This window comes from Klebsiella sp. Lac1, assembly GCF_009825425.1.
In the GTDB taxonomy this organism is placed as follows: Bacteria; Pseudomonadota; Gammaproteobacteria; order Enterobacterales; family Enterobacteriaceae; genus Klebsiella; species Klebsiella electrica.
In genome coordinates this window covers 360172-372792 of sequence record NZ_VJZJ01000004.1, presented here as the reverse complement: position 1 = coordinate 372792, position 12621 = coordinate 360172, and the positions used below count along the sequence as shown (strand labels likewise).

The 12621-nt window shown below is 55.5% G+C and carries 9 protein-coding genes and 1 pseudogene; 4 read left to right on the top strand and 6 right to left on the bottom strand.

From position 1 onward, the window contains the following. The first annotated feature begins 303 nt into the window (after positions 1–303). On the top strand, positions 304–1035 hold the full coding sequence (locus tag FNY10_RS24190; RefSeq protein WP_160704185.1) for an SIS domain-containing protein: 732 nt from the start codon (positions 304–306) through the stop codon (positions 1033–1035). A 92-nt stretch (positions 1036–1127) separates the two neighbouring features. Here the strand turns inward: FNY10_RS24190 and FNY10_RS24185 are convergent, their stop codons facing one another. The 4 genes from FNY10_RS24185 to FNY10_RS24170 form a co-directional block, all read right to left on the bottom strand. After that, entirely contained in the window at positions 1128–2507 is a 1380-nt protein-coding gene (locus tag FNY10_RS24185; protein ID WP_131049307.1) for a glycoside hydrolase, read from the bottom strand. A 13-nt stretch (positions 2508–2520) separates the two neighbouring features. Next, complete coding sequence (locus tag FNY10_RS24180) at positions 2521–4080, bottom strand: PTS transporter subunit EIIC (protein WP_131049308.1); 1560 nt, start codon at positions 4078–4080, stop codon at positions 2521–2523. Positions 4081–4320: 240 nt separating this feature from the next. Beyond that, a complete protein-coding gene (locus FNY10_RS24175) occupies positions 4321–6033 on the bottom strand; it encodes an AsmA family protein (RefSeq protein WP_160704187.1) in 1713 nt (570 codons plus the stop codon). Positions 6034–6191: 158 nt separating this feature from the next. Further along, positions 6192–7583 carry a nucleobase:cation symporter-2 family protein gene (locus FNY10_RS24170; protein WP_160704189.1) on the bottom strand — a complete coding sequence of 464 codons (1392 nt, stop codon included), beginning with the start codon at positions 7581–7583 and terminating at the stop codon, positions 6192–6194. Positions 7584–7770: 187 nt separating this feature from the next. On the opposite strand from FNY10_RS24170, the pseudogene FNY10_RS27105 reads away from it, so the two are divergent. Beyond that, positions 7771–7872, top strand: a pseudogene (locus FNY10_RS27105) (hypothetical protein); the annotation flags it as partial. Between the two features lie 333 nt (positions 7873–8205). Here the strand turns inward: FNY10_RS27105 and glpK are convergent. Then, positions 8206–9717, bottom strand: a complete 1512-nt coding sequence (gene glpK, locus FNY10_RS24165; RefSeq protein ID WP_100682872.1) for a glycerol kinase GlpK — start codon at positions 9715–9717, stop codon at positions 8206–8208. A gap of 21 nt (positions 9718–9738) precedes the next feature. Further along, positions 9739–10584: an MIP/aquaporin family protein gene (locus FNY10_RS24160; RefSeq protein ID WP_100682873.1), complete on the bottom strand. Its 846-nt coding sequence runs from the start codon at positions 10582–10584 to the stop codon at positions 9739–9741. Positions 10585–11141: 557 nt separating this feature from the next. Between FNY10_RS24160 and zapB the strand changes: the two genes are divergently transcribed. Together zapB and FNY10_RS24150 are read left to right on the top strand one after the other, a co-directional pair. Continuing rightward, the gene (gene zapB, locus FNY10_RS24155) at positions 11142–11387 is read left to right on the top strand and encodes a septal ring assembly protein ZapB (RefSeq protein WP_086815662.1); all 246 of its coding nucleotides are present in this window, start codon (positions 11142–11144) and stop codon (positions 11385–11387) included. 161 nt (positions 11388–11548) lie between these two features. Beyond that, positions 11549–12538, top strand: a complete 990-nt coding sequence (locus tag FNY10_RS24150; RefSeq protein ID WP_100682875.1) for a sulfate ABC transporter substrate-binding protein — start codon at positions 11549–11551, stop codon at positions 12536–12538. Positions 12539–12621 lie beyond the last annotated feature (83 nt).

The following is a 12621-nucleotide window of genomic DNA, read 5'->3' as shown; positions in this document are numbered from 1 at the left end:
ATAGCTACTTTCAGGCATTTACCACATACCTGAACGCACTTTTTTACTGCTAAAACTGGACTTTACAGAACAGTCTGACACAAACCCTCGTAAAATCCGCGGGTTACACTTTTATATTTTTTCTGCGAGGGCTATCTGGCAGGAAAAAACGACGCTGGAGAGATACGCAGCCGCCATCTTACGTCTCAGCCAGCAGGGCGCATGCACGCCATGTCGCTATTCGCCCTTTCCTGCCAGTGAGTTCCCCCACAGACACTCTTGCCGTTTGGTGGTAGCGTAATCTGCCGCTGAGAGGAGCCCGCAATGGACTTAGAAAATATCTTTCGTGACGTCAAGCTGAGCAAAACGGAAATGACCGTGCTGCGCTTTATCCAGAATGACCCTGAGCAGTGTGTGCGGGAAGGTATCCGCAGCGTCGCTGAGCGCTGCTATAGCAACCCCTCCTCGCTGGTGCGGCTGGCGAAGAAGCTGAAGTTCAGCGGCTGGCTGGAGCTGGTCTATTTTATTAAATTCAATATCACCATGCCGAAACTCGATGTCACCAACGACATCGACTACATGAGTGTTCAGCCGACAGAGCGGCTGACGCCGCTGCTGGAAAGCCTGCAGCATCAGCGGATCCTGATCCACGGCAGCGGCTTTTCGCAGCTGATTGCGCAATATATTTATAATAAGTTCCTGGTGACCGGCGTTAACGCCAGTCTCGCGCTGTGGCCGGATTACGAAATCCTGGAGCAGAAGAACGCGGCGAAATTCGACTCCATCTGGATAGTCTCAAAATCCGGGCGCAGCAGCTCGGCCCTGAACTGGGTGAAGGCGCTGGAAGGGAAGGCGATTAATCTGGTGTGCTTTACCGGCGATTATCAAAGCCCGCTGGCGCTGGCGGCGGATACCGCATTTATTATTCATGACCCGCAGAAGTTCGACGATGATATTTACTGGAGTAACCCGTTTTTCGGTTACTGCATACTCGGGTTTGAGCGGCTGCTGAAGATGTGGTTTATACAGACGCAGAACCCCGGAGGCGGCGTGTGACGCGCCTGTCCGGGCGACAAAACCGGCCAATCATGCCTTATCCGGTAGCCCGGATGAGGCGTTAGCCGCCATCCGGGGATCGAACCGGGCGTTTATTGCCAGTCGGCGAACTGCGCGTCGTCGAGATAGGCCTCGACCAGGGTTTTAGCCAGCGAAAAAGAGCCGATCAGCGGATGCGCCATCAATGCGCGTATCGCCAGGGATTTGTCACGCTGTAAAATGGCCGCCACCGCCAGCCGCTCATACTCTTTCACGCTGGCAATCATGTTTTTCTGCGCCGTGGGCACGTGCGCTGGCGTCACCGGTTTTAAGCCGTCTTTGCTCAGGTCGCAGCTTACCTCAATCACATCGTCAGGACGCAAGAAATCGAGAGTGCCGTTATTGGGGATGGAGACCACGATTCGTTTGGTGGTGCGGCTGTTGACCGCCTCCAGAATGTCCAGTGCCACCCCGGCATAGCCGCCGGTATCCGGCTCCTCGATAAACTGGCGCAGGGTTAACGGTTCGCGGGTATGGAATTTCTCCTGCTGCGATTCACTCTGCATGTAGCTATTTTCCCGGCGCAGGTAGTGCTTCATCCACAGGGAAAACGCCGTCTGCGGATCGGCTTTCACATCAATGCCGCGCAGCGCGTCCCGCATATCGCGATTGATACGGGCAATCTGCTCGCCGCGCGTTTCGTCCGCCTCCTGAATCGCTTTTAACGCCACCTCGCGATAATAGTAATAATAGAGATACTCGTTGAGTAATTGCTTATCACATAGCTGAACCAGCTGCGGCGAAAAATACTGCATTGCCGTTTTACGGTATAAATCCGGGTTGGCGATCAGGCGTTCGGTCACCTCTTCCCCGCGCACGGTAATGTGGGTAAACCACGAGAAATGGTTCAGCCCGTAGCACTCGACGCTGAGATCGCGCTCATCGCAGCCGAGAATCTCCGGCAGTTCGCGAATCAGCTCCGACGGCGCATCGCAAATGCCATACACGCGGCGCTTAAAGCCAGACTTGATGATTGCCTCGGTCACCAGCCCCGACGGGTTGGTAAAGTTAAACAGGATCGCATCCTCGGCGGCATGCTCTTCGATCAGGCGACAGTAATTGAGGATCGCCGGGATCGAGCGCATCGCCATAGCAAACCCCCCGGCGCCGGTGGTCTCCTGGCCTAAGGTATTATGATCAAGCGCAATGCGCTCATCGCGAATCCGGCTCTCATCGCCGCCAACTCGCAGGGTGGTAATCACATAATTTGTGCCTTTCAGCGCAGCGACCGGCTCGGTAGTTGTACTGAACGCAATATCAGGACGAATCGTATTAAATACGTAACGGGCAATTTCACCAAACAGGGCCAGATTATCTTCCGAGCTGTCCAGAAATACCACTTCCGTTAAACCAATGCGGTGGGCGTTATAAGCCAGCGATTTCGCCAGAAATGCAGAGCGAACGCCGCCCCCGCCTAATACGGTTAATTTCATACATCACTCCCAATTAATTTTCTGCCAGCCAGCTATCAACCTGAGAACGAACCTGTCCCACTTTGACGCCATAAATAACCTGAACTTCATTACGATTGCGTACGACGCCATTGGCACCGGTATTTTTTAATATGAGATCATCAACCAAATCCATATTTTTAATCACCACGCGCAGGCGCGTGAAACAGTTGTCGACGGAAATAATATTTTCTTTGCCGCCGAGGCCATTAATAATCTCATCGGTCACCGACTGCGTATTACCAACCTTTTTACGATAATCCGCTTTGCTGTAGAGTTTCACGTTGTCGTCATCTTCGCGGCCCGGCGTTTTCAAATTCAGCTTCACCACCAGAGTGCGGAAAATAACGTAATAAACGGCGAACTGACCGAGACCGATAAGAACATACCCAGGCCAGCGTGTGAGTGAGACCGGCAGCGGCAGGTTATAAATCAGAAATTCGATAAGCCCGGATGCGCCCCATGGCCGAACGGTAAAGAGGTCACAAATCGCCTGTGACGCGGCGGTCAGGGTGGCGTGAATCACCCAGAGCAGCGGCGACACGAACAGGAAGGTGAACTCAATCGGCTCCGTAATCCCGGTGAGCATTGAGGTAATAATGGCGGGCAGCAGAATCGCCTTCGCCATCATCTTTTTCTCCGGTTTCGCCGTGTGATAAAAGGCCAGCGATGCGCCGGCGAGGCCGAAAATCGTGGTCATCCCCTGTTGCGAGAAACGTAGCGCATCATTCATGACCGGCGTCAGGTCCGGGTGGCGCATATAGGCGAGGAAAATCGCCTGGGTACCGGAAACCACCTGCCCGTCGACGTTTAGCGTGCCGCCGATTTGCGTGAGCTGGAACGGCGACCAGACGAAATGGTGCAGGCCGGTGGGGATGAGGAATTTTTCAAAGAAGCCATAAACGAAAACTCCCGCCACGCCGGCATTTTTCATAAATCCGGTTAATGCCCCGATACCGTGGGTCATAAACGGCCAGATCCAGGTGAAGGCGATGGCATAGAAAATCACCACCGGGGTCATGGCCACCAGGGTCAGCTTGGCGCCGCCGTACATTGACAGCGCGCCGGGCAGTTCGATGTTCGAGACTTTGTTATGCACCCAGGCGATGGTGCAGCCGAGAATAATGCCGAGGAACACCCCCATATCGACAACCACAAAACCCAGCAGTTGCGTCTGGCCGGTGCCGTAATACTCGCCATTAATTTTTTCGGCGATGCCGTGGATATGTTCCAGCCACGAATGGTTGGCGCCCAGAAACATAATAAAACACATGACGGAAACCAGGGCGACTTCTGTTTTTTTATCTTTCGCCAGTCCATAACTAATACCGACGCAAAAAAGTAATCCAAGATTGCCAAACAGCGGCCAGAACGTATCACCGAGTAATTGTCCTGACTGATGTAAAAAACTGGTTTCAGAAATTAATGTCGGGTTGGTTAAGACAGAACTGAGTGCCAGAATCAGGCCAATGACGGGCAAGAACAAGACTGCACCGATCATTGCTCTGGAGAATTTTTGCATATTCTCCAGAATACGTTGACGTATTGCGGACATAGTCGTTCCTTTATTTTTATATTTACATAGGGTTTTTCATTGTTATCTCTACTTCCAGTATTTTGTTTATAGCAACTCCGAACTTTTAAAGAAACATGTTGCGGGAAATAGGTACAGATAGCCGCAAAATGCACACAGGTTTCGCAGAGAGAAAGGAGTGCCTGAGGGGGCGGAGCGAGAAGCGGATGGCCGAAGACCCGAGCGATGCCCTCTCTCAGGCGGAGAGAGGGCGACGGGAGATTAGGGTGCTGGGGAGGAGAGCGGCTGCGCCGGTCCGTTGTTCAGCTGGCCGTTGCGCAGCACTTGCGCAACCTGCTGCTTCTCCATATTTATCGCGCTGAGCTGGCCGTTAACCGTCGGTTTCAGCGGCGCATTGGCCTGCACGCTGCCGCTGGCGGTCAGCTGGAAATTACCATCGCCGGAAACCGGCAGGGCGGGCCAGCCCCAGGCCTGCAGAAGATTCAGCGGTACGCCGCGACCGTTCAGGCTGAGCGTGACCTGGCGCTGGGGAAGCTGCGACACCGCAGCGGTGGCCTGCAGAATACCGCGTTCGGTAAAGGCGCTTAGCTCGGTGATATTGACCGTTGAGGCGTTGGCGTTAAGCTTCAACGATGGTCGGCGAACGTCAACGCGATTAAAGGTGGCGGCGGCGGCGTTCAGCGTAGCGCTGCCGCTCCATACGCCCCAGCGATGATCTTTCACCAGCTGCAGTTCGCCACCGTAGCCGTCAAGGGCGGTTAGCTGCCACGGGAATGTGGGGTCGATATCGATAACCAGGTTACGGCTGGCGCTGAATTTCTTCAGCGTCAGGCTTTCCAGCCACGTCGGCAGCGACGCCATCCACAGCTGTTTCCAGTTGGCCGGGAGGGTATATTCCAGCCCGGCAAAGGCGGTGTCGTCCAGCACCAGCGCGTTACCCGCGCGCAGCCAGTTGCCAGAAGTCCGTACCATTCCGCCTTCCCAGCGCGAGGTGAACTGGCGCAGCGCGATGCCCTGTGGGGAAAATTCCGCATTGGCGATGGGATCCAGCAGATGCAGCGAGCCGTTAATAAATTCGCTGGCGTTCATCGACAGGGTACCGTCATCGCTTTGCCATCCGCCCTGGCTCAGGGTCAGGTTGCGCAGATTAAGGTCGAGATCGGTCACCGCCCAGTCCGGTCCCTGCAGGCGGGCATCGGTCATGTCGAGACGGCCAATGTGCAGAGAAGGGACGTGGGTCAGCGGGGCGAAGAATTCCGCCAGCGATTTATCGCTCTGCAGGCGAATTTCGTTGAGCTGCAGATTATCAACCCGCCAGCTGCCGTCGGCGCTGCGCCTGGCGTTGCCGGTGAGCGTTCCGCGGGCAATATCGGCGCCCAGCGTGGATAGCGTCACTTCGCCATTATCCAGGCTTCCCTGGATCAGCACGTTACTGGCTGCAACGCCGTTCAGGGTCAGCGAGCCTGCGCTCATCTGAATCTGGGCCTTTTTGCCCAACACATTGCCTGCTTCCGGCGCCCACGGGCTGACGCCGCCGGTTACCCGCTGCGCGCTCAGGTCCCAGCCGGTTTCCGGGCTGTTAAACGCCATATTGCGCAACTGCAAACGGTCGGCAGCAAAGGGTAAAGAAGCGGAAGACGGCGAGAGATTTAACGTCCCGTCGCTAAGCACAATCTCGTCGGCGTGCAGCGGATCGCTGAACTGGCGGGTACTGAAGCCAATATCCACCGTTTTAGCGACCAGCGTCGGCGGTTTGCCGTCGCGCCCGAAAGTGACATTTTGCAGCTGCAGGTGGAGAGGTGAAGAGAAGCTGTGATCCATCGCATCGAAGGAGACCTGCCAGCCGGTACCTTTACTCAGCCAGGCGCTGGCCTGGCGTGAACCCCAGTGGGTCTGTAGCAGGAACCAGGCAGCAACGATGGCGGCCAGCAGGACGATCGTGAGCCAGAGGACCAGCTTTCCAGGAAATTTCATGATCTTACATCCTGAGCGAGTACGTAAGGCTGTTATGCCCGAATTATGCGCAATCCTCAAGACAGGAATTGTTTAATGGGATGATGTGAGATTGCCGATACCCATAAGACATCAGGATTTCCCCGGTCAGCATCGCGTGACCGGGGGAGCTGGCATGCTTAGTTTTTCTCTGGCGGGAAGACTAAATTCAGAACAATCGCGGTGATGCCGCCGGCGGCAATCCCCGAGGAGAGCAGGTTCTTCAGCCAGTCAGGGGCAAACTGCAGAATCAGCGGCTGCTGGGAGACACCGAGGCCCACTGCCAGCGACAGGGCGATAATCAGAATCGCGCGGCGGTTCAGCGGTTCGCGGGAGACGATGCGTACCCCGGATGCGGCGATAGTACCGAACATCACCAGCGTTGCGCCACCGAGCACCGGTTCCGGAATATGCTGGACAAAGCCGCTGACCGCCGGGAACAGGCCCAGTACGATCAGCATCAGCGCCACCACGAAGCCGACGTAGCGGCTGGCGACGCCGGTCAACTGAATCACGCCGTTATTCTGGCCGAAACAGGAGTTCGGGAAGGTATTGAAGACGGCGGAAACAAAGGAGTTCAGGCCGTTAGCCAGCACGCCGCCTTTCAGGCGCTTCATATACAGCGGACCGGAGACCGGCTGCTCCGAGACGTCAGAGGTGGCGGTGATATCGCCGATGGTTTCCAGCGAGGTTATCATAAACACCAGCATCAGCGGCAGCAGCAGGCTCCAGTCGATGCCCAGGCCATAGTAGAGCGGCGTCGGGACTGTAATCAGACTATCGTTGGCGGGCGCGGTATTTGCCGGCAGCATATCGAGCAGCCAGGCCGCCAGATAACCTGCCGCCATGGCGATAACCAGGGAAGCGATACGCAGATACGGGTTGCGCTGGCGGTTAAGAATAATGATCAGCGCCAGAACGATACCCGCCAGCAGCAGGTTTTTCGGCGCGCCGAAGGTATGGTCGGCCATCGCCGAGTAGCCGCCGCCGATGGAGGTCAGCCCGACCTGAATCAGCGACAGGCCGATAATCATCACCACCACCCCGGAGACCAGCGGCGTAATCACCCGGCGGGCCAGGTGCAGGACGCGCGAGATGACCATTTCCGTGCAGCTTGCCAGCATCAGGGTGCCGAACAGCGCGGCCATCATCGTTGGCACGTCGGCACCGCCGGTTTTCAGCGCGGTACCGCCCATAATCAACGGAGCGACGAAGTTAAAGCTGGTGCCCTGAATAGAGAGCAGGCCGGATCCAACCGGTCCCCAGGCTTTAATCTGAATGATGGATGCCACACCGGATGCGAACAGAGACATACTGATGATGTGCTGTGTGTCCTGAGCCGGAAGGCCCAGCGCCTGACAGATTAACAACGCTGGCGTGATGACCGCGACAAACATCGCCAGCAGATGCTGAAAGGCGGCGAACAGAGTTTGCGGCAGCGGCGGGCGGTCTTCGAGGCGGTAGATTAATTCGCTGGTTGTTTTATGCGCAACCGGTTGCGCAGCTTCTGAATCGGCGGTGTTAACGGACATCACAAACAATCCCAAGGTGGCAAAGCGGGAATTTTATCGGACTGTCGTGCAAAAGCAAACGTTTGCCAGCGTTTGCTGAGAAATATTTATACAACAAACCGCGGGCGGTTATTCATTAACGTTTTGCATGATTGATCGTATCAATATCAAAACAAAGTATCTGTTTATGTTATTTTTTTGCGCTATTCATAGAGCGTTTCTGGCGGCGCCGATGGTCGGTGCGTTCTTTATTAATATCGTAAATGCGCTGGTGATTAAGCGATATCTGCCGTTGCCGGTATTCGGCTAATAAAAAACCAGAGGTGGTACACACCTGCGGGAGATTCCCCCCGGTGGCGCTGCGCTTACCGGGGCTACGGTTCTGTGCGGTTTTGGCTGTTGTCGCCCGGACGAGGGGCGATGCGCGCCGTTTGCGGGATATCCCCCGGTGGCGCTACGCTTACCGGGGCTACGGTTCTGTGCGGTTTTGGCTGTTGTCGCCTGGATGAGGGGCGATGCGTGCCGTTTGCGGGAGATTCCCCGGTGGCGCTACGCTTACCGGGGCTACGGTTCTGTGCGGTTTTGGCTTTTTGTAGCCCGGACAAGGCGCGATAAGCGCCGCCTCCGGGATGAAGCCCAGACCTTATGCTTCGTCGTGTTCTTCCCACGCCAGCGCGCGTTTCACCGCTTTTTTCCAGCCGTTGTAGCGATAGTTACGCTCGGTGGTTTCGATACCCGGGCGGAACTCGCGCTCAATCACCGCTTTCTCCTGCAGCTCATCCAGATTTTGCCAGAAGCCGACGGCCAGACCGGCGAGGTAAGCGGCGCCCAGCGCCGTCACTTCACGCACTTCCGGGCGCTCGACGCGAGTGCCCAGAATATCGGACTGGAACTGCATCAGGAAGTTGTTGGCAACGGCACCGCCGTCGACGCGCAGGGCGTGCAGACGAATCCCTGAATCAGCCTGCATGGCCTCCAGCACATCGCGCGTCTGATAGGCGATAGACTCCAGCGTGGCGCGAATAATATGGTTGGCGTTCACCCCGCGGGTCAGACCGAAGATGGCGCCGCGCGCATACGGGTCCCAGTATGGCGCCCCGAGACCGGTAAAGGCCGGAACCACATACACGCCGTTGGTGTCTTTCACTTTCGTCGCAAAATACTCGGAATCGAAGGCGTCGTTGATCAGCTTCATTTCATCGCGCAGCCATTGAATGGAGGCACCGGCCATGAATACCGCGCCTTCCAGCGCATAGTTCACTTCCCCGCGTGGACCGCAACCGATAGTAGTCAGCAGGCCATGCGTTGAGGTGACCGCTTTTTCCCCGGTATTCATCAGCATAAAGCAGCCGGTGCCGTAGGTGTTTTTTGCCATCCCCTCTTTAACGCACAGCTGGCCGAACAGCGCCGCCTGCTGGTCACCGGCGATACCGGCGATAGGAATACGCGTGCCGCCTTTACCGCCGATATTGGTTTGACCGTATACCTCGGAAGACTTGCGCACTTCCGGCAGCATCGCGCGCGGAATATCCAGCGCCTCCAGCATTTTGTCGTCCCAGTCCAGATCGTGGATGTTGAACAGCATGGTTCGCGAGGCGTTGGTGTAGTCGGTCACGTGGACGCGGCCCTGGGTCATTTTCCACACCAGCCAGGTATCCACGGTTCCGAACAGCAGTTCGCCGCGTTTTGCCCGCTCGCGGGCGCCTTCCACGTGATCGAGAATCCATTTCACTTTGGTGCCGGAGAAGTACGGGTCAACCACCAGGCCGGTGGCCTTGCGAATGTACTCTTCCATGCCGTCGCGTTTGAGCTGCTCACAGATATCTGCGGTACGGCGGCACTGCCAGACGATAGCGTTATAGATCGGTTTACCGGTTTCCCGCTCCCACACAATGGCGGTTTCACGTTGGTTGGTGATCCCGATAGCGGCTATCTCATCGGAGCTAATATCGGCTTTTGCCAGCACTTCAACCAGCGTGGAACTTTGTGACGCCCAGATCTCCATCGGGTCATGTTCAACCCAGCCTGGACGCGGATAAATTTGTTCAAATTCACGCTGAGATACGCTGACGATATTGGCATCGTGATCCATCACAACGGCTCGGGAGCTGGTGGTGCCCTGGTCGAGCGCAACGATATATTTTTTGTCGGTCATAGTATGAGTCCCGTAGTCAGATTACAGCGAAGCGTTGTGTTGGGTCGTCGAGGAGCTCTTTTTCTCTTCCACGACGCAGGTGTCGCAAGGCAGATGGCGGCCGATCAACTTACGATAGCTGAACGCGCCCAGCGCGGCGCCCACTATCGGTGCGCACAGCGGCACCAGGAAATAAGGAATATCTTTACCGCCGGTGAAGGCCACGTCGCCCCAGCCGGCAAGCCAGGCGAACGTTTTGGGTCCGAGGTCGCGGGCCGGGTTCATCGCAAATCCGGTCAGCGGTCCCATGGAGGCGCCGATAACCGCAATCAACAGGCCGATCAGCAGCGGCGCCAGCGGACCGCGTGGAATACCATTGCCGTCATCGGTCAGGGCCAGGATAACGCCCATCAGGATAGCGGTAATCACCATTTCTACCGCGAAAGCCTGCACAAAATTGATATGTGGGTTCGGGTAAGTAGAGAAAATACCGGCCAGTTCAAGACTTTCGACGCTACCGCGCACCATATTGTGGCTGTGTTCGAAATCGAAGAAAAGATTGTAGTAAAGCCCGTAAACTAACGCCGCGGCGCAAAAGGCGCCTGCGAATTGAGAAATGATAAAAGGAACAACTTTACGCCCGTCGAAGCAGGCAAACAGCCACAATGCGATAGTGACCGCCGGATTAAGGTGCGCACCGGATACGCCTGCGGTCAGGTAGATAGCCATGGCTACCCCCAGACCCCAGATGATGCTGATTTCCCACTGACCGAAGCTGGCTCCTGCAACTTTGAGCGCCGCGACGCACCCAACGCCGAAAAAGATCAACAACCCGGTACCGAGGAACTCTGCGATGCACTGGCCTTTTAATGTTGATGTTTGGCTCATATAGAATCCTGAAGCGAAGTGGTGGTTATTGCATGTATAAAGGTCGTCTACGACCACGCTGCCTTGTAGGCATAGTGTTAATTTATCGTTAACGAACAAAAACGAGAAATATCGAAATATAAATGTGTGTGCTTCGTCAAGAAAATGAGCGTTTTCGCGCCATAAACGCGTGCTGTGACACATTTGACCCGCTTTTCCGGCGGATTTCGTTAACCCATTGATTAACAATTGCCGGATAACTTACGCAGAAACGCGCCGACGACGCCAGGTAAAGACTGAAAAGTGTGGCAAACCGCAATCTGCGCGGGTTGTCGCTGGACAGGGAAGGCGGGGATTCATACAATCGACTGCATGACCACTGTAGTGCGCTTATTTTCGTTAAGGCGTCACCGCGTAGGTACACAACATCATTCGGGATGTGTCAAAACGGCAAGCGAATGAATCCTCGCCGCTTACTTCGGTAAGTGGTCGGGAAGACCCCGCTAACGCAGAAGCAGCTTGAAGGACGACGTGTACGGGATAGTACTCTATCAACGCCTTGCAAGTTCAGGAGAGGTATGACGATGTCATTAGAAGTGTTTGAGAAATTAGAATCAAAAGTACAGCAGGCGATTGATACCATCACTCTGTTGCAGATGGAAATCGAAGAGCTGAAAGAAAAAAACAACACGCTGGCGCAGGAAGTTCAGGGCGCACAGCACGGTCGTGAAGAGCTGGAGCGTGAAAACGGTCAGCTGAGAGAACAGCTGCAGGGCTGGCAGGATCGTCTGCAGGCGCTGCTGGGTCGCATGGAAGAAGTGTAACCCTCTCGCCCTCACCCTCTCCTCTCCTGGAGGGGGTCAGCATTTCCCCCTCCGTTTACATATACTCACAAGTTATAGCCAATCTTTTTTTATTCTTTAATCATTGTTTCGCTTTCTGGCACGCTTAACTCATCACAACACGACATAAAGAGAGCGGTGCGATGAATAAGTGGGGCGTTGGGTTAACTCTGTTGCTGGCATCCGCCAGCGTTCTGGCTAAAGACATTCAGTTATTAAACGTATCTTATGATCCGACGCGCGAGCTGTACGAACAGTACAACAAGGCATTCAGCGCGCACTGGAAGCAAGAAACCGGCGACAATGTAGTGATCCGCCAGTCGCATGGCGGCTCCGGCAAACAGGCGACGTCGGTGATCAACGGTATCGAAGCCGATGTCGTGACCCTGGCGCTGGCCTACGATGTTGATGCGATCGCCGAACGTGGCCGTATTGATAAAAACTGGCTGAAACGCCTGCCGGATAACTCGGCACCGTATACCTCCACCATCGTGTTCCTTGTGCGTAAAGGCAACCCCAAACAGATCCATGACTGGAACGACCTGATTAAACCGGGCGTGTCGGTGATTACGCCAAACCCGAAAAGCTCCGGCGGCGCACGCTGGAACTACCTGGCCGCCTGGGGTTATGCCCTGCACCAGAATCACGGCGACCAGGCAAAAGCCCAGGAGTTTGTGAAGGCGCTGTATAAAAACGTCGAAGTGCTGGACTCCGGCGCGCGCGGTTCGACCAATACCTTTGTTGAACGCGGGATCGGCGATGTGCTGATTGCGTGGGAGAACGAAGCGCTGCTGGCGACGAACGAACTGGGTAAAGATAAGTTTGAAATTGTCACCCCGAGCGAATCGATTCTTGCCGAGCCGACCGTCTCGGTGGTGGACAAAGTGGTCGATAAAAAAGGCACTCGCCAGGTGGCTGACGCCTACCTGAAGTATCTCTACTCGCCGGAAGGCCAGGAGATTGCGGCAAAGAACTTCTATCGCCCGCGTGACCCGGCAATCGCCAAAAAATATGCCGATGAATTCCCGAAACTGAAGCTGTTCACCATCGACCAGGAATTTGGTGGCTGGACTAAGGCGCAGAAAGAGCACTTCTCAAACGGCGGCACTTTCGACCAAATCAGTCAGCGTTAATTTCCCTGAACGCCCGGTTTAAATGACCGGGCGTTTTCATTTGGTCATCAAACTACGCTACTCTTCCGTTTCTGGCTGGACAG

Excerpts from the sequence above, each read along its gene's own strand:
- FNY10_RS24190 (WP_160704185.1), top strand. The coding sequence starts at position 304 with ATGGACTTAGAAAATATCTTTCGTGACGTCAAGCTGAGCAAAACGGAA.
- FNY10_RS24185 (WP_131049307.1), bottom strand. The coding sequence starts at position 2,507 with ATGAAATTAACCGTATTAGGCGGGGGCGGCGTTCGCTCTGCATTTCTG.
- FNY10_RS24180 (WP_131049308.1), bottom strand. The coding sequence starts at position 4,080 with ATGTCCGCAATACGTCAACGTATTCTGGAGAATATGCAAAAATTCTCC.
- FNY10_RS24175 (WP_160704187.1), bottom strand. The coding sequence starts at position 6,033 with ATGAAATTTCCTGGAAAGCTGGTCCTCTGGCTCACGATCGTCCTGCTG.
- FNY10_RS24170 (WP_160704189.1), bottom strand. The coding sequence starts at position 7,583 with ATGTCCGTTAACACCGCCGATTCAGAAGCTGCGCAACCGGTTGCGCAT.
- glpK (WP_100682872.1), bottom strand. The coding sequence starts at position 9,717 with ATGACCGACAAAAAATATATCGTTGCGCTCGACCAGGGCACCACCAGC.
- FNY10_RS24160 (WP_100682873.1), bottom strand. The coding sequence starts at position 10,584 with ATGAGCCAAACATCAACATTAAAAGGCCAGTGCATCGCAGAGTTCCTC.
- zapB (WP_086815662.1), top strand. The coding sequence starts at position 11,142 with ATGACGATGTCATTAGAAGTGTTTGAGAAATTAGAATCAAAAGTACAG.
- FNY10_RS24150 (WP_100682875.1), top strand. The coding sequence starts at position 11,549 with ATGAATAAGTGGGGCGTTGGGTTAACTCTGTTGCTGGCATCCGCCAGC.